Annotated in this window: 19 protein-coding genes; 5 read left to right on the top strand and 14 right to left on the bottom strand. The window is 74.4% G+C overall.

What is annotated here, in order from left to right; all coding sequences use genetic code 11:
• The first annotated feature begins 3 nt into the window (after positions 1-3).
• On the top strand, positions 4-624 hold the full coding sequence (locus ACL02R_RS00780; RefSeq protein WP_412794824.1) for a LysE/ArgO family amino acid transporter: 621 nt from the start codon (positions 4-6) through the stop codon (positions 622-624).
• A gap of 9 nt (positions 625-633) precedes the next feature.
• Here the strand turns inward: ACL02R_RS00780 and ACL02R_RS00775 are convergent, their stop codons facing one another.
• From ACL02R_RS00775 to ACL02R_RS00720, 12 genes are all read right to left on the bottom strand, one after another.
• On the bottom strand, positions 634-1,236 hold the full coding sequence (locus tag ACL02R_RS00775) for a hypothetical protein (protein ID WP_412794823.1): 603 nt from the start codon (positions 1,234-1,236) through the stop codon (positions 634-636).
• Positions 1,236-5,786 (bottom strand): DUF6531 domain-containing protein, encoded by a 4,551-nt coding sequence (locus ACL02R_RS00770; protein WP_412794822.1) that lies wholly within the window; start codon positions 5,784-5,786, stop codon positions 1,236-1,238. Before ACL02R_RS00770 ends, ACL02R_RS00775 begins: the two co-directional genes overlap by 1 nt.
• Positions 5,787-5,927: 141 nt before the next feature.
• Positions 5,928-6,893 carry a glycosyltransferase family 9 protein gene (locus tag ACL02R_RS00765; RefSeq protein ID WP_412794821.1) on the bottom strand — a complete coding sequence of 322 codons (966 nt, stop codon included), beginning with the start codon at positions 6,891-6,893 and terminating at the stop codon, positions 5,928-5,930.
• A complete protein-coding gene (gene rfaE2 / locus ACL02R_RS00760; protein WP_412794820.1) occupies positions 6,890-8,320 on the bottom strand; it encodes a D-glycero-beta-D-manno-heptose 1-phosphate adenylyltransferase in 1,431 nt (476 codons plus the stop codon). The genes ACL02R_RS00765 and rfaE2 overlap by 4 nt, the downstream gene beginning before the upstream one ends.
• Positions 8,317-9,012, bottom strand: a complete 696-nt coding sequence (locus ACL02R_RS00755; RefSeq protein WP_412794819.1) for an SIS domain-containing protein — start codon at positions 9,010-9,012, stop codon at positions 8,317-8,319. The genes rfaE2 and ACL02R_RS00755 overlap by 4 nt, the downstream gene beginning before the upstream one ends.
• 32 nt (positions 9,013-9,044) lie before the next feature.
• On the bottom strand, positions 9,045-10,292 hold the full coding sequence (locus tag ACL02R_RS00750) for a glycosyltransferase (protein ID WP_412794818.1): 1,248 nt from the start codon (positions 10,290-10,292) through the stop codon (positions 9,045-9,047).
• Positions 10,292-11,257 (bottom strand): glycosyltransferase, encoded by a 966-nt coding sequence (locus tag ACL02R_RS00745; protein ID WP_412794817.1) that lies wholly within the window; start codon positions 11,255-11,257, stop codon positions 10,292-10,294. The genes ACL02R_RS00750 and ACL02R_RS00745 overlap by 1 nt, the downstream gene beginning before the upstream one ends.
• Positions 11,254-12,252, bottom strand: a complete 999-nt coding sequence (locus tag ACL02R_RS00740; RefSeq protein WP_412795156.1) for a glycosyltransferase family 9 protein — start codon at positions 12,250-12,252, stop codon at positions 11,254-11,256. The genes ACL02R_RS00745 and ACL02R_RS00740 overlap by 4 nt, the downstream gene beginning before the upstream one ends.
• 101 nt (positions 12,253-12,353) lie before the next feature.
• Positions 12,354-12,977: a D-glycero-alpha-D-manno-heptose-1,7-bisphosphate 7-phosphatase gene (locus ACL02R_RS00735; RefSeq protein WP_412794816.1), complete on the bottom strand. Its 624-nt coding sequence runs from the start codon at positions 12,975-12,977 to the stop codon at positions 12,354-12,356.
• 61 nt (positions 12,978-13,038) lie between these two features.
• Positions 13,039-14,070, bottom strand: coding sequence for a glycosyltransferase family 2 protein (locus tag ACL02R_RS00730; RefSeq protein WP_412794815.1), 1,032 nt, complete (start codon positions 14,068-14,070; stop codon positions 13,039-13,041).
• Positions 14,071-14,074: 4 nt separating this feature from the next.
• Positions 14,075-15,751 carry a carbamoyltransferase gene (locus tag ACL02R_RS00725; RefSeq protein ID WP_412794814.1) on the bottom strand — a complete coding sequence of 559 codons (1,677 nt, stop codon included), beginning with the start codon at positions 15,749-15,751 and terminating at the stop codon, positions 14,075-14,077.
• A gap of 38 nt (positions 15,752-15,789) precedes the next feature.
• Entirely contained in the window at positions 15,790-16,779 is a 990-nt protein-coding gene (locus ACL02R_RS00720; protein WP_412794813.1) for an NAD-dependent epimerase/dehydratase family protein, read from the bottom strand.
• A gap of 247 nt (positions 16,780-17,026) precedes the next feature.
• Between ACL02R_RS00720 and ACL02R_RS00715 the strand changes: the two genes are divergently transcribed.
• Genes ACL02R_RS00715 through ACL02R_RS00700 form a run of 4 tightly spaced genes read left to right on the top strand, consistent with a single transcriptional unit; the run spans position 17,027 to position 21,782 of the window.
• Entirely contained in the window at positions 17,027-18,088 is a 1,062-nt protein-coding gene (locus ACL02R_RS00715; RefSeq protein WP_412794812.1) for an NAD-dependent epimerase/dehydratase family protein, read from the top strand.
• Between the two features lie 58 nt (positions 18,089-18,146).
• Positions 18,147-19,958: a thiamine pyrophosphate-requiring protein gene (locus tag ACL02R_RS00710; protein ID WP_412794811.1), complete on the top strand. Its 1,812-nt coding sequence runs from the start codon at positions 18,147-18,149 to the stop codon at positions 19,956-19,958.
• Positions 19,959-19,996: 38 nt separating this feature from the next.
• On the top strand, positions 19,997-20,884 hold the full coding sequence (locus tag ACL02R_RS00705; protein WP_412794810.1) for an SDR family oxidoreductase: 888 nt from the start codon (positions 19,997-19,999) through the stop codon (positions 20,882-20,884).
• Between the two features lie 34 nt (positions 20,885-20,918).
• Positions 20,919-21,782, top strand: coding sequence for a glycosyltransferase family 2 protein (locus ACL02R_RS00700; RefSeq protein ID WP_412794809.1), 864 nt, complete (start codon positions 20,919-20,921; stop codon positions 21,780-21,782).
• 47 nt (positions 21,783-21,829) lie between these two features.
• Here the strand turns inward: ACL02R_RS00700 and ACL02R_RS00695 are convergent, their stop codons facing one another.
• A complete protein-coding gene (locus ACL02R_RS00695; RefSeq protein WP_412794808.1) occupies positions 21,830-22,090 on the bottom strand; it encodes a type II toxin-antitoxin system RelE family toxin in 261 nt (86 codons plus the stop codon).
• Positions 22,087-22,380, bottom strand: coding sequence for a hypothetical protein (locus tag ACL02R_RS00690; protein ID WP_412794807.1), 294 nt, complete (start codon positions 22,378-22,380; stop codon positions 22,087-22,089). The genes ACL02R_RS00695 and ACL02R_RS00690 overlap by 4 nt, the downstream gene beginning before the upstream one ends.
• Positions 22,381-22,468 lie beyond the last annotated feature (88 nt).

The raw sequence follows: 22,468 nt of genomic DNA, 5'->3' as shown, positions 1-22,468 counted from the left end.
GGCATGGCGACGACCTACCTGGCCGGGCTGGCACTCGGCCTGGCCCTGATCGTGCCGATCGGCGCCCAGAACGTGTTCGTCGTCGGCCAGGGCCTCGCCGTGGGCTGGCCCCGGGCATGCTGGGCGGTGGCGGCGGCGGGCTGCTGCGACACCCTGCTCATCCTGGCCGGGGCCGCCGGCGCGTCGGGCCTGCTGAACGGCTTCCCGGCCCTGCGCGGCGTCCTCCTCCTCGGCGGCGCCGCGTTCCTCACCTACCTCGGGCTCCAGGCATGGCGCAGCGGCGCGACCACACTGAGCCTCGAAGCCGGCGATGTCCTCTCCGCGCGCACGGTGATCCGCCGCACCGTCGCCGTGTCCCTGCTCAACCCGCACGCGATCCTCGACACGGTCGGCGTCATCGGAGCCGCGGTGGCCGCCCAACCCGAGGCATCCCGCACAGTGTTCGCGGGCGGTACGGTGAGCGCGTCATGGCTCTGGTTCCTCCTCCTGGCCGCAGGCGCAGCCGCGACACGCCGCTTCCTGACCCCCCGCAAAGCCCTCTGGTTCGAGCGCATATCCGGCACGATCATGCTCTTCTTCGCAGCCCTGCTGCTCTACGAGTTCATCACCTTCGTCACCGCCTGATCCGGCAGGTCAGACGCCCCAGGGGTAAGGGTGTGGTGTGTGAGGAGCTGAGGACCAGAGCAGGCGGGATTCCAGGTGGGGGCCGAGGAGGGATGAGAGGCGGTCGGCGAACCATCCGTTCCAGTAGATGCCTACGGGGAACTGCGGTACGCGGAAGGCGGGCAGGTGGGTGGGGAGTGCTTCGGGTTGGAAGACGGTGCGCTGCATCTCGCCCGTCGAGCCGGGCCGTGACGACCTGGCGGTGTCGACGCAGTCGACCACCTCGTCCACGACGTAGACGAGGTACCCCTCGTCGTCCACCGCCCCGCCACCGTCCGTCACGGTGAGCGGCAGCAGGGTGCCCGCCGTCGTCAGGTCGGGGCCGAGCAGTTCGGCCAGCCGACGGCTGAACACCGGAGCGTCCGGATACGTGGACGGGAACTCGGGCTTCGGCCAGGCCGGTTCGCCCAGCCACTCGGCCTCGAACGCCGACGGACGTTCCTGCGGCGGCCCGTGGAACTCCCAGCGCTTGAGCTGGGTGAGCGAATCGTCGAAGCGCACGGTCCTGATCTCCGCGCGACTTGGCAGGAGCCGGTGGACGGCGGGTCCCGGCTGCGGGGCTTCGGTGGTCATCAGGCGGTCCAATACGCGCTCGGATGGGGCGTCCCACTGATGAGCTGGTCGAGTGTCAGGCGGCGGAGCTCGGATTGTACTTGGTCGCCCACTCTCCGCAGTTCGATCCGCAGCATGTCGCCGATCTCGGTGGTGCTGCGGCCGAGGGCCAGCTGGTTGCGTTCGAAGTTGTCGAGGTGTGCGTGCAGGCGGTCGAGGAACGGGCCGCGGTGGGTGAAGTTGTGCGGCCTGGGGTGGCCGAGCGGGATGCCGTTGGCCGCCTCGTCGATGTCCACGCTGTACCGAGCCAGGAGATTGCGCATCGCCGGGCCGTTGTTGCGGGTCATGCCGGAGGGCACGAGGTGCGCGGCGGCGCCGTTGGCCGGTACGGGCCGCCCGTCGAGCCGGAGGTTGGCACGCAGGATGTCCGCGTGCTGGCGGCAGGTCAGCAGGCCGAGGTAGTCGAACCAGGCCAGGGGGTCGGTCACGTACGCGTAGGCGTCGGGCCCCGCGTCCGCGCCCAGCGGGTCGGGGCTGAGGTAGCGGGCGCTGAGCGGGTCGTAGTGGCGGAAGTAGTTGTAGTGCAGCCCGGTTTCGGTGTCGTGGTACTGCCCGGGGGAGCGCAGCGGCGTGTCCGTGACGGCCGTCGTGTCGGACGTGGTGAGGCCCCACACGGTGGCACGGCCGTGCCAGGCGACGACGCCGTCCTCGCCGACGAGTTCGGTGGGCGTGCCGATCAGGTCGGTCACGACGGCGAAGAACCGTGCGTCCACCGCGTCCTGGCCGGATGGACGCGCGGACACGGTGCGCTCCGTCTGGGTCAGGGGGCGCACGCCGTCGCGTTCCCAGGTGAGCGTCCTGCGCTCCGCCGCGCCGTCCGGTGCGGAGTCCGTCGCCTCCGCGAGGTGGAGGCCGTCCCAGGTGAAGTCGGTGCGGCTCAGCACGGTGACGCCGTCGCTGTCGAGCCGGAGCTTGGAGGTGCGGCGGCCCATGGGGTCGTGGAGGTAGCGCCAGCGGGTGCCGTCCGGGGTGATGACGGAGGTCAGCCTGTTCTCGGCGTCCCAGGTGTACCGCCAGGTCTCCGGGCCGCGCGAGAGCCGCTTGCGCTGCCGCAGTATGACGCGCCCGGCCGCGTCGTACTCGTACCGCACCGCCCCGGCACGGGTGACACGGCTGCCGTCGTACGTCCGGGTGCCGCGCGCGGTCCCGCCGGAGTGCTCGTCGGGCCAGGCGGCGTCGACCGGGCGTCCGAGGCCGTCGTACGCGTAGGTCTCGTCCCAGTCGGCGGCGCGCACGGCCGTGACGCGGCCTCCCGCGTCACGGCCGTAGCGTCGCGGCCCGTACGCCCGGTCGTCCACACCGGCCGGACGGCCGTCGTCACGGTACGTGAACGACCGCTCGGCGAGCGGCTGTTCCGCGCCCGGGACGGCCAGCGCCATGCCGGTGAGCCGCTGCCCCGCGCTCCAGCGCTGCGTGAGGACGAGCCCCGCGCCGCCGATGCCGCGCCTGGTCTCACGGCCCAGCGGGTCGTGGGCGGAGGTCACGGTGCGGCCCGCCGTCGTGAACGCGGTCCGGCGGCCCGCCGCGTCGTAGGCGTAGCGCGTCGTCAGCCCCGAGGGCGTGCGGCGTGCCACCGGGCGGCCGAGGACGTCGTAGGCGCGGGTGAGCGTCCGGCCGTCGACGTCCTCGGTGAGGGCACGGCCCGCCGCGTCGTAGGTGAGGGTGAGGGTCACGTCCGGGCTCTCGGCGCGGAGCAGCCGCCCGAGGGCGTCGTGCGTGCAACGGGTCACCGCGCCGTCCACGGACTTGCTGATCTGCCGACCGAGGGCGTCGTAGCCGAACTCAACCGCCTGGCCGAGGGGGTTGGTGCGGCTCAGCAGGCGGCCGACCGGGTCGTAACCGTAGGTGACGGTACGCCCGTCGAAGTCCGTCTCGGAGACGAGGCGGCCCGCCCCGTCGTACGCGTAGTCCCAGGTGCGTCCCTGGGGATCGGTCACCCGGACGAGGCGCAGTTCCGTGTCGTACGCGAACGTGTGGCGCGTGCCGTCGGGGGTGGTGCGGGAGGCGGGCTGGTCGAAGCCGGTCCACGTCCAGCGGGTGACGCGGCCGAGGGCGTCGGTGTGGGTCAGGCGGTTGCCCTCCCCGTCGTACGTCCAGTGCTCGCCGGAGCCGTCCGGGGTGGTCCGCGAGGTGAGGAGGCCTTCCGGCGTCCAGGTCCACCGGGTCGTGCCGCCGAGCGGGTCCGTCGCGGTCGCGGGGTTGCCGAACGCGTCGTAGGTGAAGCGCGTCAGGTGGCCGAGCGGGTCCGTCGCGGTGACGGGGTGGCCCAACGCGTCGTTGGTGAAGCGCTGTTCGCTGCCGGAGGGGTCGACGAGCCGGGTCAGTGCGCCCGTCGCGTCGTGCTCGAAGGTGGTGACGGCGCCCGTCGGGTCGGTGACGGAGACGCAGTTGCCCCGCTCGTCCCACTCCTGACGCCAGGTGGTGCCGTCCGGCGCGGTGCTCTCCACCGGATTGCCCGCCTCGTCGTAGCGGGTGGTGGAGACCGAGCCGTCCGGGTGGTGGACCGCGGTGGGGCGGCCCGCGTCGTCGTAGGTGAGGCGGAGGGTGTGACCCGACGCGTCCGTGCGGCTGACGAGGCGGTCGCGCCGGTCCCACTCCTGGCGGACGGTGTGGCCCAGGGGGTCGGTCTCGGCGACCAGTTGGAGGCAGTCGTCGAAGCGGTGGACGGTCCGGTTCCCGAGGGAGTCCGTGACCGTGGTGGTGCGCGCCCCGGAGGCGGCGTCGGTGCCGTACGTGAAGGTGTAGGCCAGGGTGCCGTCCGCTCCGGCCCCGGCGACGCAGCGGTCGGCGTCGTCGTAGGTGAACCGGTACGCGACGCCGTTGCGGTCCTCCCAGCCCGTCAGGCGGTGCCGGGCGTCGTAGGAGAGTCGCAGGGGCGTGCCGGAGGAGTTCACCACCTCGGTGAGGTGGCCGGCCGCGTCGTAGCCGTAGCGGACGAGGGTCGGCCGCTCGGGATGGCTGAGGAGCGTCAGGGCGGTGATACGGCTGCCGGTGCGGGTGAGGGCGATGCGGTGGCCGCCGTGATGGGTCAGCTCGGCGGGCGCGCCCTCGTCGTCGTGGAGGACGCTGATCGTGTTGCCCTTGCGGTCGCTGATCGCGGTGAGGGGGAGGTCGGTCGGTGCCCGGCCGGGGCAGGGGCGGAAGCGTAAGGTCTGCCCGCTGTCGGTGCGGTGGACACGCAGTTCGCCCCCGGGTTCGCCGTCCCAGGCCAGGGGCCAGGCCGGGCCTTCGACGGGCAGGACGGGCGTGTCCGCGAGCGGGCAGGGATAGTCGAGGACCATGCCGTCGTGGGTGCACAGCCGGACGCCGTGCTCGGACAGTACGAGCCGTTGGTCGAGCGTGCTGCTCCATGAGGGGCCGAGCCACTGGCCGGAACGGCTGCCCGTGCGGTGGTGGCGTTCCAGGACGAGAGGGAGTACGCCGGGGAGTTCGACGTCGGTGGCGGACATGACCATCTGGCCGGTGGCGAGGTCGATCGGGTCGCCGCGCGTGATCAGGCAGCGGATGTCACGGCCCAGGTTGCGCATGCGCGGGCCGAGGCCCCGGATGCCCTGGGCGAGGCCGCGGAGGCCGGTGCGGGCGGCGGAGAGGCCGCCGCGGAGGCCGCGGGCGAGGCCGCCGAGGGTGGTGAGGCCCTTCATGCCCGGGATGCAGTCCAAAGCGGCGAACGCGACGTCCCAGAGCGACGCGCGGCCGTTGGCGTAGTCGATCAACGTGTCCGCGAGGACGATGAGTGCGGCGGCGAGGACGACCCACGCGAGGGGGCCGCCGATGATCATGACGACGACGCCGAGGACGGCGACGACGATCTTGCAAACGCCGACGATGGTGTCCCAGTTCTCGGTGACCCAGTGGACGGCGTCCTGCCACCACTTGCGGTTCTGGATTCCGGCGTCGGATGCTTCGTCGATGTCGCGGGCGGCCTGGCGTGCGGCCTCCTCGCGCATCTCCTTGGCCTGGCGGGCGAGTTCGCGGGCGGCGTCGAGGGATTCCTGCGCCGAATCGACGCGGGCTTGGGCTGCGTCGCGGGCTTCGTTCGCGGCCTGGCGATCACGGGTGGCGGCGCGGACCTCCGCCTCGTCCGGCGGCGGTGCGTTGTCGCGTTCCCCCTCGCGCTGGAGGCGTTCGGCCTCGTCCCCGGCGCGGGCGACCCAGTCCTGCGTACTGCTCAATGACCCCTGCGCTGCGGTGAGATCGGCCTGGGCGGCGATGGCCCGGTCCAGAGCGCGGTCCGCCTGGCCTTGCGCGTTCTGGAGTCTGGGCCAGTAGCTCTGCAATGCCTGCGCGCATAAGTCGTAGGAGTCGCGCAGCTTTTCGAGGTTGCCGGGGACGCCGTCGAACTCGCTGCGGAACGCCTCCGCAGACAACCCGGCCCAGTCCTGCATCGCACGGTCGGAGGCCAGACCCCGGATCTTCCCCAACGCCTCCGCCACATCGTCGGAGAACGTCTGCAACTCGTCCGCCAGCTCGCGGACTTCCTCCGGATCACCCGGCGTCGGATCGGAATCCATTCCCACCGGACTCCAGTCGGACGGACGCGCCATCGGTCACACCCCCCATGTGTGATGACACCGTGATCACTCCATGCTACGAGTGGTGATCATGCGGCGGCAATGGGCGTACATGACTCAGACGGGGAAGGCTGCCGTTCGTCAGTGGGGGTGGGGTGCCGAGTTGGACAGTGTGGCCGTGTCGAGTGCCGTCAGTACTTCGGGTGGTGTGATGCGGAGAAGGAACGGGTCGGGGGTTGTGGCGTGGGGGTTGCCTGGGTGGGGGAGTGATGGGTTGTCCGGGTGCCACAGTGTGCGGTGGTGTGGGAGTTGGGGTGGGCCCCATAGGGCGGGGGATACAGGGCCGAAGAGGACGACGGATGGTGTGCCGAGTGCTGTCGCCAAGTGTGCGATGCCCGTGTCGCCGACGACCACCGCGCGTGCCGATGCCACCAGTGCCGTGAGGGTGGGGAACGGGATGTCGGCCAGTACGGCGTCGTCCGGCAGGCCCGCGTCCTGTGCCACCTGTCGTGTGAGTGCCGTCTCCGTCCCGCTGCCGGTCACCACCACCTGGTGACCCGCCTGGTGCAGTGCCGCGCCGACCGTTGCGAAGCGGTCGGGGGGCCAGCGTCGTGCCGCCGCGTCCGCGCCCGGGTGGAGGATGACGGCGCCCGGCGCGGGGGAGGGGGTGGTGGGCGGGGGGATGCGGAAGTCCGACGCGTCGGCGGGGATGCCGTGCCACGTCAGGAGACGGCACCAGCGGGCTCGTTCGTGTTCGTCCTCCGCCCATGCGGGGCCGGACGCGTCCGCGTAGGCGAAGAGCGTGCCAGGGCGCAGTGCGCGCAGTGGGGCGGCGCTTTCCGGGCCGCAGCCGTGCAGGTCCACGGCGAGGGCCGGGGGCGGTCCTGTCCAGGGGATGTGGGTGGGGACCTCGCGCAGGGGCGCGGTGGTCGGCAGGAGTTCGTCCACCGTGCCGGTGGCGATGACGGCGGGGCGCAGCGCCTCGGATGCGGCCAGCACCAGCCGGTGGCCCGGGTACGCGCGGCGCAGCGCGCGCAGCGCGGGGACGGCCGTCAGCAGGTCGCCGAGACCCAGCGCCCGCAGCACCAGTACGCGCGGAGCGCTCACCGGCGTACGAACGCGGCGCGCCGCGCCAGTTCCGTCGTCGAGCGGCCGTCCAGGTAGGGCAGCACGAGCGTCTGACCGCCCCACTCGCGCAGCGCCGCCGCCTCCGGCAGGTCGCTCACGCGGTAGTCGCCGCCCTTCACCCACACGTCCGGCCGCAGCTCCCGCAGCAGCGCCTCCGGGGTGTCCTCGCCGAACTCGGCGACCGCGTCCACACAGCCGAGGCCGCCCAGCACCCGCACCCGGTCCTCCGCCGGGTTGAGCGGCCTGCCGGGGCCCTTCAGGCGGCGCACGGACGCGTCGGAGTTGACGCACACGATGAGGCAGTCGCCGGTGCGCCGCGCGTTCTCCAGGAACTGGACGTGGCCCGCGTGCAGCAGGTCGAAGCAGCCTCCGGCGGCGACGACGGTGCCGCCGCGCGCCCGTACCGTCTCCGTCAGCGCGCGGATCGCGGGCAGGTCGCGCGGCACCGCGCCTGGCACGTCCGCCTGCGCGGCCTGGCGGCGCCAGCCCACCGGGCTCGCGACCCCGCCGCCCGTCACGAAGGCCGCCGCCGCCTCGACGGCGCGGCTCACCGCCTCCGACGGCAGCCCGCCGTCCGCCAGGACGGTCGCCGCCGTCGCCGCGAAGCAGTCGCCCGCGCCGCACGGGTCGCAGTCGCCGCCCGCCGCCACCGGCAGGTACAGGGGGTCGTCCGAGTCGGCGCGGGTGAGGACCGCGCCGCGGTCGCCCAGCGTCACCGCGACCGCGCCGACCTGCCAGCGTTCGGCGAGCAGCGCGCCGCGCAGGCTGTGGGCGCGCAGCGAGTCGTCGCCCTCCTCGGTGACGATCCCGGCGACGCCGGGGCAGTGCTCGCGGACGAACAGCCGGGCCTCGTGCTCGTTCGGCGTGACCAGGCGGGCGCGGGCGACCGGCGGGCGTCCGCGCGGATGCGGGTCCCACACGACGGGCACGCGCCCGGCGGCCTCGGCCAGCTCCTGCCGCACGGCGGCCGCCGCGCCGCGCCCGTAGTCCGCGACCAGGACGGCCCCGGCCCCGGCCAGCGCGCGGCGTACGGCGGGTCCCGGCTCGCCGGCCGTGCCGCCGCCCCGGTCCATGCGCACCAGCGGGCGGCCGTCGGCCATGACCCGGGACTTGACCGGCAGGGTGCCCGCGAGCGGCAGTTCGGCGAGCCGTACGGACGGCGGCAGCATGGCGCGCACGGCCTCGCTCGCGCTGTCCTGCCCGATGGCGGTGACGAGCACGACCTCCCGGCCGTCCCGCGCGGCGAGCGCGGCCGCGAGTCCCGCGCCGCCGGGCCGGCGCCGCTCGGCCTGCACCTCGACCACCGGCACGGGCGCGTCGGGCGCGAGCCGGGTGGCCTCGCCGGTGACGTCCTCGTCCAGGAGGATGTCGCCGACGACGACCAGCGGCCCGCGCGGCGCGCTCACGCCGCCTCCCGGCGCGTCAGTACGGCGGGCGCGGGTGGCGCGTCGGCCGTCTCGGGGCTGACGGGCCTGGCGGGCCTGGCGGGCCTGGCGGCCTGCCGCGCCTCCGGGGCCTCCTCCAGCGCCTCGTCGAACGCCTCGCACACCACGTGCAGCGCGACGAGGTGCGCCTCCTGCACCGTCGCCGAGCTGGCGGAGTCCACGCACAGCACCTCGTCCGCCTGCGACGCCAGCGGATTGGGCACCGGCCCGGTCATGGCCCACACGCGCAGCCCGGCGTTGCGGCCCGCCGTGGCGGCGCTGAGCAGGTTGTCGCTGCTGCCCGAGGTGGACATCAGGACGAGGACGTCGCCCTCCCTGCCGTGCGCGGCGACCTGGCGGGCGAACACCTCGTCGAAGCCGTAGTCGTTGCCGATCGCCGTGACGCTGGACGTTTCCGCGTGCAGCGAGATCGCCGAGAACGGGCGCCGGTCCGCCGCGTAACGGCCCACCAGCTCCGCCGTCAGGTGCTGCGCCTGGGCGGCGCTGCCGCCGTTGCCCGCCGCCAGCAGTCTCCCGCCGCCCGACAGGACGTCCGCGAGACGCCGCCCCCACAGGACGGCCTGCGTCAGGCCGTACTCGCCGTCGTCCCGGAACGACCGGAGCGCGTCGTGGAGCGACTGGCAGTGCCGGTGCGCGCTGCGCGGTGCGTGCATGGTGGTCTCCTCCGGTGGTGCGGGGGTCGGGGTCAGGCCGTGCCGCTGACGGGCGCGGGGCGGCGGCTGGTGATGTCGCGGTAGACCTCCTCGGTGGCCGCGGCGACCGTGGCCCAGCGGTATCGGGTCAGCACCCGCCGCCGCCCGGCCGCGCCGCGCGCCGCCCGTTCCCGCGGCGAGGCGAGCAGCCCGGCGGCGGCCTCGGCGAGGGCCAGCGGGTCGCCCGGCTGCACGAGCCGGCCGGTGCCGGGGTCGGCGACCGTGTCGCGCTGCCCGCCGACGTCGCTCGCCACCACGGGCACACCGCACGCCATCGCCTCAAGCGGCACGATGCCGAACGGCTCGTAGTCCGCCGGGCACAGCACCAGGTCGGCGCCGCGCAGCAGCGTCGGCACCTCGTCGCGCGCCACGCCGCCGGTGAAGCGCACCCGCTCCGCCACGCCGTGCGCCCGCGCCACCGCCCGCAGCCGCCGTACCTCCGGGTCGTGGTCGATCCCGGCGGGCGGCGGGCCGCCCGCGATGACCAGTTCGGTGTCGGGCACGCGCGCCAGCGCCGCGATGGACAGCTCGGCGCCCTTGCGCGGCACGAGCCGCCCGAGCTGGAGCATCCGGTGCCGCCACCGGCCGCGCGGCTCGGCGGGGCCGACGGGCGTGAACCGTTCCGGATCGACGCCGCAGGGCACCACGCTGATCCGGGCCGGGGAGAGCCCCATCGAGGTCAGCTCGGCCACCTCGTCACGGCAGGTCGCCACGGTGTGGTCGGCGCTGAGGCCCACGTACCGCTCCCACGTGACGCGGTCGGCCGGACTGGTGTCCGCCGCGCCCTGGTGGCGCCGCTTCACCGTGCCGAGGGCGTGGAACGTGTGGGCGAAGGGGATGCGCAGCGGTCCGGTCGCCTGGAGCGTCGCGACGCCCGACATCCAGAAGTGCGAGTGCGCCACGTCGGGCGGCGCCTGCGCCCACTCCCGTTCGAGGAACGCCCCGAACTGCGCCATGAACGGCAGCAGCCGGTCCTTCGCCACCGTCTCCGGCGGCCCGGCCGGCACGTGCCTGACGGTCACGCCTGGCCGCATCGGCACGGTCAGCGGCAGCGCGGTGGAGTCGCGGCGCGTGTAGACCGTCACCGCGTGGCCGCGGTCGGCCAGTTCGGCGGCGAGCTGCGCCACGTGCACGTTCTGGCCGCCCGCGTCCTCGCCGCCGAGCGCGGCCAGCGGGCTGGCGTGCTCGGAGACGAGGGCGATGGCCAGTCCTCCCGACGGATCAGACGGATGCGGCCTCATCAGCGGATCACCTCCTCCATCAGCAGGTCCCAGTCGTCGAGGAACCTCTTCAGGCCGTAGCGCTCCAGCGCCGCGTGCCGCGCCGCACGCCCCGCCTCGGCCGCCGCGTCCTCGTCGTGCAGGAACTCGTCCGCCGCCCGTTCCAGCACCTCGGGCCGCGTCGAGATCACCCCGGCCTCCGCGGGCACCGCGTCGGCGACCTCGGTGGTGGCCAGCGCGACGATCGGCATCCCGAGGTGCATCGCCTCGATCAGCGACAGGCCGAGCGACGTCCAGCGCACCGGGTGCAGGTACAGCCGCCGCCGCGCGACCTCCTGGTGGAGGCGCGCCTGCGGCAGGTCGTACGAGCGGCAGCGCGCGTAGGGGACGCCGAGCTGCTCGGCGAGGCCTTCGGTGCGCATGCCGAAGACGTCGAGCGGGACGGCGGACGACAGTCCCGGCAGCAGGTCGGTGCCGGTGGTGCGGCCGCGCCGCACGGGCTCGTTGACGACGACGGCGGCGCGCGGCAGTTCACCCGTCCAGCGGTGCCCGGGGTCCACGACGCCGTGCTCGATGACGGCGGTCCGCGTCCGCCCGGCGTCCCAGAACAGGCGGTTGAAGTGGGTGACGTGCACGAGCGTCAGGTCGTCGCGGTCGGCGAACGGGTGGCGGGTGTCCGGCACGTCGCCGTGCGGCGCGTTGTGCTCCAGGTAGACGGCGGGCACGTCGCGTCCCGGCCTGCGTCCGCCGAGCCACCGTTCGGCGAGGTCCGCCTCGTGCGGCCGCTGGAGGACGACCAGGTCCACCGGCGCGTCGCGCAGCCCCTCGGGCGCCACCTCGGTCACCGAGGCGGGCCAGGAGTACGTCCGCGCGCGGCCGAGCCCGTCCGGGCCGCGGTCGGGCAGCACCGGCACCAGATAGGAGTGGGGGCCCTGGACGAACGCCGTCGTCCACGAGCCGTGCACATGCCACAGGAGGATGTTCATGCGACCGCCTTCGGGCCGACCGCGGCGCCGTGCCGGTTTCCGCCGCCCGTCAGCGCGGCGACGGCGGCCAGCACCTCCTGGTCGGTGATCGAGTCGAGACAGGGATGGCCCGCCACCGGGCACAGCCGCGCCCTGCTGTCGGCGCACGGGCTGTCCTGCCGCCCGAGCCGCAGGTGCGGCACCCGGTACGGCAGCCACCGTTCCGCGCTCACGACCGGCGCGAACAGGCTGATCACGGGCGTGCCGACGGCCGCCGCCAGGTGGGCGGGCCCGGTGTTGCCGACGATCACGGCCCGCGCGCCCGCCAGCACACCGGCCAGCTCGCGCAGCCCGGTGCGCCCGCCGAGGTCGAGCGCGTCGTCCCCGGCCACCCGGCGCGTCAGCGACGCCTCGCCGGCGCCGCCCGTGACGACGACGCGGTGCCCGGCCGCCGCGAGCGCCGCGACGGCGCGCGAGGCCCGTTCCGGCGACCAGGTACGGGCGGGTACGGCGGCGCCCGGGTGGACGACCAGGTACGGCCCGGTGCCGGTGAGCGCCGACATGTCGGGGTGGCCCGCGACGCGCAGCGTGCCGTTGTCGCCCTCGGGGAGCGCGAAGCCCGCCGCCTCGGCCAGTTCGAGGGCGGCGGCGGCCTCGTGCCGGTAGGGCGAACGGCGGTGGCGCAGCTGGAGGAGCGAGCCGGGGTAGTGCTCGCTGTCGGCGCCGATCCACGGGACGCCCGCCATCTTCAGCACCAGCGCGGCGGGCAGCGGGCTCTGGTGGTACGAGGCCAGGACGAGCGCCCGGTCGAACCGCCCGTCCGCGATCTGCTCCACGAGCGCGAGCACGTCGTCGCGGCGCGGCTCGGGCGGCGTCAGGCTCACCCAGGGGGCGTCGTACACCAGCAGCCGGTCCACGCCGGGCAGCAGCCGTCCGGCGTCCGCGCCGCGCGGGCCGCACAGCAGCGCGGTCGTGGACGACCCGGCGGCGACGGCGCGCACGGCCGGGCCCGCCAGGAGGACGTCGCCCGCGCTGTCGAGGCGGACGACGAGCGTGCGGGGGCCGGCCGCGGCCGTAGCGGTCGCGGCGGTCGCATGGGTCGGAGCGGACTCAGCGGTCACAGCGCACACCCCTCCCTGCGCCGCCGGGCGCCCCCGTCCGTGCACCGGCCGTCCCCGCCCCGGCCGGCGCCGGACGTTCCCCCGACCGGCCGCAGCAGCAGCGCCACCGCGCCCGGCAGATCGTGGGCCTTCTCCCCGGCCGCCGCGATCTCCGCGCGGCGCGTGGCGCGCGTCGGGACGAGGACGCCGCGCGCCCCCGCCGCCGCCGCGGCGCCGAGATCCGCGCCGATGTCGCCGACGACCGCCGTCCGCCCCGGGGGCACCCCGAGCCGGTCACAGGCCGCGAGGACGAGTCCCGGCGCCGGTTTGCGGCAGCCGCAGCCGTCCTCCGGGCCGTGCGGGCACACGGCCCAGACGGCGAAGGGGCCGAGCAGTTCCTCGGTCCGCCGCCTGACGGCCGCCACGCCGTCGCGCCCGAACAGACCGCGCGCCACGCCCGACTGGTTCGTCACCACACCCACCGCCACGCCCCGGGCCCGCAGCGCGTCCAGCGCCTCCCGGGCGCCCGGCATGGGCCGCACGAGGGCGGGGTCCGCGTTGTAGGGGACGTCCACGATCAGCGTCCCGTCGCGGTCGAAGAGGACCGCGCCGGGGCCGGGTCCCTCCGGGGCCTGGCCCACGCCGGACACCCCGGCGGCGCGGCCGGGTTCTGGCGGGAGGAGCCAGGGGCCCCTCGGGCGATTAGTCATGAACGAGTGAGTTGCCCGATTTTGTCGGCTCAAACGGCCTGGGCCGCACTCGGTGGCGGATCACCGCTCCGAGCCAGTACGCGGAGGCCACCGGCGGGATGACGGCGCTGGTCAGCAGCATGCGCGTGATCTCCTCCCGCGTCCTCGGTCCCGGGAGGACGCGCGCCGCCGCGAACTCGGCCGTCCCCGCCAGCCACACCGCCCCCCACCCCGCCGCCAGGCGGGGCTGCCGCCCGGCCGCCGACAGCAGCGCGAGCAGCCCGGCGGCCGTCACGAGGAGATGGCGCGGCAGCCGCCCGCGCGGCGCGCCCGCCCGTGCCCACCAGACGGGGCCGTGGAGGCGGTTCATCAGGACGTCGTCGGCGTTGCCCGCCTGCGTCCTGACGGACACCCACGTCCCGGCGGGGCGTACGGGGTGGGTCGTGCGCCGTTCGCCGATGGCGAGCGCCCAGCCCGCGTCCAGCACGCGCAGCGCCAGGTCCGCGTCCTCGCGGAACGCGCGGGGGAAGCGTTCGTCGAAGCCGCCCACGTCCGCCAGGGCGGCGCGGCGGTAGGCCATGTCCGCGGTGATCCACTGCGCCGTCGCGAGCCCGGCCGTGGTGCGCTCCCAGTCGGTGGGCCGCCGGTCGGTCGGCAGCGGTACGGTGATGCGCGCCTGCACCCCGGCCGTGTCGGGGTCGGCGCGTGTCAGATCGCGGGTGAGCGCCGCCGCCCAGCCGGGTCCTGGTACGACGTCGTCGTCCAGGAACACCACCCACGGCTCGCGCGTGACGCGCCACCCGGCGTTGCGCGCGGCGGCGGGTCCGGCCCCGCGCCCCGGGACGGTCTCGACCAGCGACCGCACCTCGTCCGGCACGGTCACCGGCAGCGGCGTCGGGTCGTGCGGCGGCCGGTCGTCCACCAGGACGATCCGCGCGGGACGCGGCCCGCGCTCGGCGGCGAGGGCGGCCAGCACCAGGTTCAGACTCGGCCGGCCCAGGGTCGGGATGACGATGGCGAACTCGGCGGACCGCGGTGTGCTCACGTTCTCAACCCCTCGTCCCGCTGCCGTCGCCGCCGCCCGCGAACAGCGCCGCGCGCCGCACCGTGAAGGGGCCGATCGCCAGCAGGTCCACCGGCGACGAGCCGAAGCACTCCAGCGCGTCGCGCGGGTCGTCCACCATGGGCCGGCCCGCCGTGTTCAGGCTCGTGTTGACGACGACCGGCAGGCCCGTCAGCTCCTCGAAGCGGGTCAGCATCCGCGCCACGAGCGGCTCCTGCTCCGGGTCCACGGTCTGGATGCGCGCCGTCCCGTCCACGTGCACGACGGCCGGGATGCGCTCCCGCCACTCCGGCCGCACGCCGTGGACGAACAGCATGTAAGGCGACGGCAGCGGCCCGCCCTCGAACAGCTCGGCCGCCCGCTCCGCCCGCACCATCGGCGCCACCGGGCGGAACTGCTCGCGCCCCTTGATGTCGTTGAGCCGCTCCAGGTTCCCCGAACGGCCCGGGTGCGCCATCAGCGACCGGTGGCCCAGCGCCCGCGGCCCGAACTCGGCGCGTCCCTGGAACCAGGCCACCACCGCGTTCGCCGCCAGCGCCTCCGCCACCGCCGCCGCCACGTCCGGCGGCCGTTCGAACGGGACCGCCGCCGTCTTCAGCCACGCCTCGATCTCCGCGTCCGACCAGCCGCGCCCCAGGTCCGCCCCGGCCATCGGCTCGACGGGCGCCGGGTCGTACGCGGCGGCGTGCAGCAGCGCGCCGCCCAGGGCCGTCCCGGCGTCGCCCGACGCGGGCTGGACCCAGACGCGCGAGAACGGGCCCTCGCGGACGATCCGCGCGTTCGCCACGCAGTTCAGCGCCACGCCGCCCGCCATCGTCAGGACGGAGTCGCCGGTGCGGCCGTGCAGCCAGCGGACCATGTCGAGCAGCGTCTCCTCCAGCACGGCCTGCGCGCTCGCCGCCAGGTCCGCGTGCTCCCGCGTCCACGCCTGGCCGGGCCGCAGCGGCGGGCACAGCTCCGACCACGGCACGCCCACGGCGCGGAAGCCGCCGTCGCCGGTGGAGTGCACGTACTTGCGCAGCTCGGGCAGCATGCGCGGCGAGCCGTAGGAGGCCATCGCCATGACCTTGTACTCGTCGCTCGACCGGAGGAAGCCGAGGTGTTCCGTCAGCTCCTCGTAGACCAGGCCGAGGGAGTGGGGGAGTGCCTGGCTGTGCAGGGGCTCCAGGCGGTCGCCGACGCGCCGGGCGGCCAGGTGCGACGCGGACTCGCCGCGCCCGTCGAGGACGAGCACCGACGCGTTCTTCGCGTCCGGCGCGGCGAAGACGGCGGACCCGGCGTGCGCCATGTGGTGCGGGACGAAGCGCACCAGGTCGGGGGAGAGCCCGGGGAGCGCGTCGGCGAGGAACGACGGCGCCTCGCGCGCGTACGTCAGGCGCAGCCCGTCCCACGGGTCGAACAGGCCCATCTCCTCGGCGGGGCGCGCCAGTCCCGGGTCGAACGAGTAGGTGACGGCGTCCAGGTCCTCGGGTCGCAGCCCGGCCTGGCCGAGGCACCAGGCCGCCGCCTTCTCGGGCAGCTCCCAGGCGGCGAACGGCACCGGGCGCTTGCCGTGCTTGCGGCGGGAGAACCGTTCCTCCTCGGCCGCCGCCACGGTCCGTCCGTCGATCACCAGGGCGGCGGCCGGATCGTGGAAGAGTGCGTTGATACCGAGTACGCGCATGGGGCCTCCATAGGGCGCGCGGGGGTGGTCGGGGGATCTCAGGCGGCCTTGCGCGCCGCGCGGTCGGCCTCGTGCTCCCGGCCCCGCGCGCGGCCCTGCTCGCGGTACCAGGCGATGGTGCGCGCCAGGCCCTCGGCGGCCCGCACGCGCGGTTCCCAGCCGAGCCGGTCGCGGGCGAGGGAGATGTCGGGGCAGCGGACGGTCGGGTCGTCCGTCGGCCGCTCGATGTGCCGGACCGCGGAGCGCGACCCGGCGAGGCGGATCACGGTGGTGGCCAGGTCGAGCATGGAGATCTCGTGCGGGTTGCCGATGTTGACCGGCCCGCGCAGGTCGGACGCGGCCATGGCCAGCACGCCGCGCACCGTGTCGTCCACGTAGGTCAGCGAACGGGTCTGCGTCCCGTCCCCGGCCACCGTCAGCGGCTCGCCCGCGAGCGCCTGCCGGATGAACGTGGGGACGGCCCGGCCGTCGTACCCGCGCATCCGCGCGCCGTACGTGTTGAACAGCCGCACGATGCCCGCGTCCGTGCCGTGCACCTGCGCCTCGGCCATGGTCAGCGCCTCGCCGAAACGCTTCGCCTCGTCGTACACGCTGCGCGGCCCGACCGGGTTCACATGCCCCCAGTAGCTCTCGCGCTGCGGGTGCTCCCGCGGGTCGCCGTACACCTCGGACGTCGAGGCCAGGACGAAACGGGCGCCGTGCCGCCGCGCGAGCAGCAGCGCGTTGCGCGTCCCGAGGCTGCCGGTCTCCAGCGTGTGCAGCGGCAGCCGCAGGTAGTCGGCGGGGGAGGCGGGCGAGGCGAAGTGCAGCACCAGGTCGGCCTGCGGCGCGACGTCGAACGGCTCCCGCACGTCGGCCTCCACCATCGTGAAGCCCGGGTGGCCGCGCAGGTGGCCGACGGTGCGCGGATCGGCCGTGCTCAGGTCGTCCACGCAGGTCACGGCCGTGCCCTGGGCGAGGAGCGCGGTGCACAGGTGGGACCCGACGAAGCCTGCTCCGCCGGTGACGACAGCGTGCTGGTGATGCATGGGCGTGCCCTCTCTCCGCGTGGTCCCCGCGTACTCCCGTACGTCCTTCGCTCGTTCCGTCCGCTCCTGTGACGTCCTGTGGCAATCCGTAGCGTTTGTATGGATCAGTGGTGATTCGCCCGTTGGCGACCCGTCCCAAGTACCCACCGGAAAAACGGGCAAACGGGGTGTCGTGCCGACGGCCCCGGGTACCTGGAGCGTTCACGGCCCCAGCGGCCCGACGACACACCCGGCGAAGGGAAGTCCCATGCGTGTGGTGATCGTGGGAGCGACCGGCAACATCGGCAGCGCGCTGGTCCGCGCCCTCGCCGGGGAACCTGCCGTCACCTCCGTCCTCGGCCTCGCCCGCCGCGTCCCCGACTGGCAGGTCGCCAAGACCACCTGGGCGCCCGTGGACCTGCGCGACGCCGACACGGTCGGCGACGAACTGCGCGCCCACTTCGAGGGCGCCGACGCCGTCGTCCACCTCGCCTGGCTCATCCAGCCGGCCCGCGACCCGGTGACCACCTGGCAGGCCAACGTCCTCGGCACCACGCGGCTGCTCGACGCCGTCGCCGCCGCCCGCGTCCCGGCCCTGATCCAGTCCTCGTCCGTCGCGGCGTACGCGCCGGGCCCCAAGGACCGCGCCGTGGACGAGAGCTGGCCCACGCACGGCTGGCCGCAGGCCGCGTACAGCAGGGAGAAGGCGTACGTCGAGCGGCTGCTCGACGCCTTCGAGTACCGGCAGCCGACCGTCCGGGTCGTCCGGATGCGGCCCGGGTTCGTCCTCTCCCGGCACGCCGCGGCGGCGCAGCGCCGCCTGTTCGTCGGGCCGCTGCTCCTCGGGCCGATGGTGCGCCCGGAGCTGAGCCCCGTGCTGCCGGACATCCGCGGCCTGCGCTTTCAAGTTGTGCACACGAGCGACGTGGCCGAGGCGTTCCGGCTGGGGATCACCGAGCCGGTGCGCGGGGCGTTCAACCTCGCGGCCGAGCCGGTCGTGGACGCGGCGCTGCTCGGGCGGCTGTTCGACGCGCGGCCCGTACGGCTGCCGCGCCCGCTGGTGCGCGCGGCGCTCGCGGCGGCCTGGCGCGCCCGGCTGACGCCCGCGTCGCCGCAGCTGTTCGACGCGTTCGTCCGGCTGCCGCTGATGGACCGCACGCGCGCCGCCGAAGTCCTCGGCTGGCAGCCCCGAGTGAGCGCCGAGGACACGCTGCGCGAACTGGTCGAGGCACTGCGCTCGGGCACGGGCGCGCTGACGCCGCCCCTCGTGCCCCGGCTGCCGGGCGGGCGCCTCAACGAACTGGCCACCGGCGTCGGCCGCCGCGCCTGACCGCCCGCCGGCGCCACCGAACCCCCACAAGAACTCGCAGAAGAAGGTGACCCCGGTCATGAGCCAGAAAGTCGCCGACCACATCCTCTCCCGCCTGCGCGAATGGGGCGTGGACGTGGTCTTCGGATACCCCGGCGACGGGATCAACGGCCTCCTCGCCGCCTGGGGCCGCGCGGACGACCAGCCCGCGTTCGTCCAGGCGCGGCACGAGGAGATGGCGGCGTTCCAGGCCGTCGGGTACGCCAAGTTCTCCGGCCGCGTGGGCGTCTGCACGGCGACCTCGGGGCCCGGCGGCATCCACCTCCTCAACGGGCTGTACGACGCGAAGCTCGACCACGTGCCAGTCGTCGCCCTCGTCGGCCAGACCGACCGCAGCGCGATGGGCGGCTCGTACCAGCAGGAGGTGGACCTGCACTCGCTGTTCAAGGACGTCGCCTGCTACCTGGAGACGGTCAACGTCCCCGAGCAGCTGCCGAACGTCCTCGACCGCGCGATGCGCACCGCCCTGTCCCGCCGCGCGCCCGCCGTGGTCATCGTCCCGGCCGACGTCCAGGCGCTCGACTACACGCCGCCCGGCCACGCGTTCAAGATGGTCCCCTCCAGCCTCGGCCTCCAGGGCTGGTCCACCGTCCCCGACGCCGACGCGCTGCGCCGCGCGGCCGAGGTGATCAACGCGGGCAACAAGGTCGCCCTCCTCGTCGGCCAGGGCGCCGCCGGGGCGCGCGCGGAGATCGAGGAGTTCGCCCGCCTGACCGGCGCGGGCGTCGCCAAGGCGCTGCTCGGCAAGGACGTCCTGCCCGACACGCTGCCGTATGTGACGGGCGGCATCGGGCTGCTCGGCACCCGCCCGTCGCAGGACCTGATGGACGACTGCGACACGCTGGTCGCAGTCGGATCGAGCTTCCCGTACAGCCAGTTCCTGCCGGAGTACGGGCAGGCGCGCGGCGTCCAGATCGACGTGGACCCGAACATGATCGGGATGCGCTACCCGTTCGACGTCAACCTCGTCGGCGACGCGGCGGCCACGCTGCGGGCGCTGCTGCCGCTGCTCGAAGCGAAGGAGAACGCGGCCGAGCGACACGAGCAGATCGAGAAGTCCGTCCTGCGCTGGTGGGAAGTCCTCGCCCGGCAGGCCGAGTTGGTCGAGGCCGACCCCATCAACCCGCAGCTCGTCGCCCACACCCTCGACCCGCTGCTGCCCGACGACACCCTTCTCACCGTCGACTCGGCCTCGGTCACCAACTGGTACGCCCGCCACATCACCATGCGCGGCACGATGCGCGGCTCGGTCTCCGGCACGCTCGCCACGATGGGCTGCGCCGTCCCGTACGCGGTCGGCGCCAAGTTCGCGCACCCCGACCGGCCCGTGGTGGCCCTCGTCGGCGACGGCGCGATGCAGATGAACGGCATGAACGAGCTGATCACCGCCGCCAGGTACCGCGACCGCTGGTCCGACCCGCGGCTCGTCGTCGGCGTGTGGAACAACCGGGACCTCAACCAGGTCACGTGGGAGATGCGCTCGATGTCCGGCGCGCCGCAGTTCCAGCCGTCGCAGGTGCTGCCCGACGTGTCCACGGCCGCGTTCGCCCGCACGCTCGGCCTGCACGCCGTGCGCGTCGAGAAGCCGGAGGACGTCGAGGGGGCGTGGCGCGAGGCGCTGGCGGCGGACGGCCCGGCCGTCGTGGAGTTCCTCACCGACGGGTCGGTGCCGCCCATCCCGCCGTCGGCGACGTGGGACCAGATGGAGTCCACGGCGAAGGCGCTGCTCAAGGGCGACCCGGAACGCGGCCACGTCATCAGCCGGGGCATCAAGGCGAAGCTCCAGGAATTCCTGGCCGGGGGCGACCCCCAGCCACGGCACGACAGGTGAACCACCGCGTACGGAACCACCGAACGGAGGTGCCCGGCATGGGCACGCAGGACGAGCAGCGCCAGGACCTCACTCGCACCCACCCCCGCCCCGACTACCCGCGGCAGGAGCAGCGACCGCCGGGCGACACCGAGGAGATGTCGCCGCGCCCCGACCACGGGGAGGACTCGTACGAGGGCAGCGGCAGGCTCCGCGACCTGCACGCCCTCGTCACCGGCGGGGACTCGGGCATCGGCCGGGCCGTGGCGCTGGCCTTCGCCCGGGAGGGCGCGGACGTCCTGGTCAGCCACCTCCCCGAGGAGGAGAAGGAGGCGGCGGAGACCTGCCGCCTCGTGACCGACAGCGGGCGCCGCGCGGTCTCCGTCGCCGCCGACCTGCGGGACGAGGCGCAGTGCGCGCGGCTCGCCGAACGGGCGGTGGAGGAGTTCGGCGGGCTCGACATCCTCGTCAACAACGCGGCCTACCAGATGGCCCAGCCCGACAGCATCTCCGGCATCACGACGGACCAGTTCGACCGCGTGATGCGGACGAACCTGTACGGCATGTTCTGGCTGACGAAGGCGCTCGTCCCGCACCTGCGCAAGGGCGCCTCGGTCATCAACACCACGTCGGTGCAGGCGTTCCAGCCGAGCCCGCACCTGCTGGACTACGCGATGACGAAGGGCGCCATCGTCACCTTCACGAAGGGCCTCGCCGCGCACCTCGCGGGCGACGGCGTCCGCGTGAACGCGGTCGCGCCAGGGCCGGTCTGGACGCCGCTGATCCCCGCGACGATGCCGGACACCGGCGAGTTCGGCGCGCAGACGCCCCTCGGGCGTGCCGCGCAGCCGGCCGAGATGGCGCCCGCGTACGTGTTCCTGGCGTCGCGCGAGGCGAGCTACATCACGGCAGAGGTGATGAACGCGACCGGCGGCAGCCGGCTCTGAGCCTCCGGCGGGCGGGCATGGAAGGGAGGCGCGCATGGCAGAAGTCAGCGTCGTGATCGCGACGCGCGACCGCCGGGACGAGCTGCTCCGCACACTGGAGCGGCTCACCGCGCTTCCCGACCGCCCGCCCGTCGTCGTGGTGGACAACGGCTCGCGCGACGGCACCCCGGCCGCCGTCGCCGCGCGCTTCCCCGCCGTACGGCTGGTCTCGCTCGCCCGCAACCACGGAGCCTGCGCCCGCAACGCCGGGGCGCGCCTGACGGACACGCCGTACATCGCGTTCAGCGACGACGACTCCTGGTGGGAACCCGGCGCGCTCACCCGGGCCGCGGAAGTCTTCTCCGGCCACCCGACAGTGGGCCTGCTGGTCGGCCGCATCCTGCTCGGCGAGGGCACGACCGCCGACCACGTCTCCGAGAAGATGGCCACCGCGCCACTCGGCACCCCGGACGACCTGCCGGGCCCCGCCGTCCTCGGCTTCCCGGCCTGCGCGGCGATCGTCCGCCGCGACGCGTTCACCGCCGCCGGGGGCTTCGACGACCTGCTCTTCTTCGGCGGCGAGGAAACACTCCTGGCCCTCGATCTCGCCGCCCACGGCTGGGGCGTCGCCTACACGGCGGACATCACCGCCCGCCACGCGCCTTCCCCCCACCGCGCCATCGCCCCCCGCCGCTGGGCACTGCACCGCCGCAACGACCTGCTGATCCACTGGATGCGCCTCCCCCTCCCGGAAGCCGCCCGCCGCACCGCACTCCTGGCAGCCCAGGCAACACACAACCGCGCAGCAGCCCAAGCCTTGGCCGGCCTCCTACGCCGCCTCCCCACAGCACTGCACCGCCGCCACCCAGTCCCACCCCACCTGACAGCACAACTCACCACACTCGGCGAACTACGCTGACCACCACCCGGGCGCCGCGGTGTCCCCCGGCTCAACACAGCAAGCTGTCAGGGCTTGTTGCTCCTGCCGACGTGTTCGATGTCGATCACCACCGGTTTCCTGCTGATGACCTGGTAGAGCACCCGGTAGGCACCGACGTGCATGCGGAACTTATCGCTGCCCCAGGGGCACACGCCTGCGGGTTGCGGGTCTCGAAGCAGCAGGTTGATGCTGTCCATGACCTGATCGACGCCCTTCGGGTCGGCCTTGTACAAGCGGGCAAGCGCACGGTCCGCCGCAGGCGTGAAGGTGACCTTCGCCCGGCTCATCCGAGCCCCTTCAGCTTCGCGATCATCTCTTCGCCGGAGATCGACCCCTTGCCGTCGCGCCGGTCCAACTCATTCTGTGCGACGGCGAGATGGTCTTCCAGGTCTTCCAGTTCCGGCAGACTCACCACGACGGCGACGATCCGGTCGTCCTCGTCCACCAGGGCGATGCGTTCCCCTGAGCCTTCCACCCGCCGGGCGAGAACGGCCATCTGCCCATCGGCGGCGCTGATCGGCACGGCCTGCCAAGGCCCAAGTTTCTTGAGCCCCTTCAAGGGCGCGTAGTCATCCATGCGCTGATCGTAGTCCCGTGCGACGCCGGGCCGGCCGTCGTTGTCTCCTTGAGGACGTCCGCGTGCGGACAGCGCAATTCGGCGCGCA

Source organism: Streptomyces sp. MS19 (genome assembly GCF_047200595.1).
Classification (GTDB): Bacteria; Actinomycetota; Actinomycetes; order Streptomycetales; family Streptomycetaceae; genus Streptomyces.
This window is presented reverse-complemented; position numbering and strand designations above follow the sequence as displayed.

What these genes read in the sequence shown, in the direction of transcription:
- ACL02R_RS00715 (WP_412794812.1), top strand. Translation starts at nt 17,027, where the DNA reads ATGCGTGTGGTGATCGTGGGAGCGACCGGCAACATCGGCAGCGCGCTG.
- ACL02R_RS00755 (WP_412794819.1), bottom strand. Translation starts at nt 9,012, where the DNA reads ATGCACGCACCGCGCAGCGCGCACCGGCACTGCCAGTCGCTCCACGAC.
- ACL02R_RS00780 (WP_412794824.1), top strand. Translation starts at nt 4, where the DNA reads ATGGCGACGACCTACCTGGCCGGGCTGGCACTCGGCCTGGCCCTGATC.
- ACL02R_RS00750 (WP_412794818.1), bottom strand. Translation starts at nt 10,292, where the DNA reads ATGAGGCCGCATCCGTCTGATCCGTCGGGAGGACTGGCCATCGCCCTC.
- ACL02R_RS00745 (WP_412794817.1), bottom strand. Translation starts at nt 11,257, where the DNA reads ATGAACATCCTCCTGTGGCATGTGCACGGCTCGTGGACGACGGCGTTC.
- ACL02R_RS00775 (WP_412794823.1), bottom strand. Translation starts at nt 1,236, where the DNA reads ATGACCACCGAAGCCCCGCAGCCGGGACCCGCCGTCCACCGGCTCCTG.
- ACL02R_RS00720 (WP_412794813.1), bottom strand. Translation starts at nt 16,779, where the DNA reads ATGCATCACCAGCACGCTGTCGTCACCGGCGGAGCAGGCTTCGTCGGG.
- ACL02R_RS00690 (WP_412794807.1), bottom strand. Translation starts at nt 22,380, where the DNA reads ATGGATGACTACGCGCCCTTGAAGGGGCTCAAGAAACTTGGGCCTTGG.
- ACL02R_RS00770 (WP_412794822.1), bottom strand. Translation starts at nt 5,786, where the DNA reads ATGGATTCCGATCCGACGCCGGGTGATCCGGAGGAAGTCCGCGAGCTG.
- ACL02R_RS00725 (WP_412794814.1), bottom strand. Translation starts at nt 15,751, where the DNA reads ATGCGCGTACTCGGTATCAACGCACTCTTCCACGATCCGGCCGCCGCC.
- ACL02R_RS00710 (WP_412794811.1), top strand. Translation starts at nt 18,147, where the DNA reads ATGAGCCAGAAAGTCGCCGACCACATCCTCTCCCGCCTGCGCGAATGG.
- ACL02R_RS00695 (WP_412794808.1), bottom strand. Translation starts at nt 22,090, where the DNA reads ATGAGCCGGGCGAAGGTCACCTTCACGCCTGCGGCGGACCGTGCGCTT.
- ACL02R_RS00700 (WP_412794809.1), top strand. Translation starts at nt 20,919, where the DNA reads ATGGCAGAAGTCAGCGTCGTGATCGCGACGCGCGACCGCCGGGACGAG.
- ACL02R_RS00705 (WP_412794810.1), top strand. Translation starts at nt 19,997, where the DNA reads ATGGGCACGCAGGACGAGCAGCGCCAGGACCTCACTCGCACCCACCCC.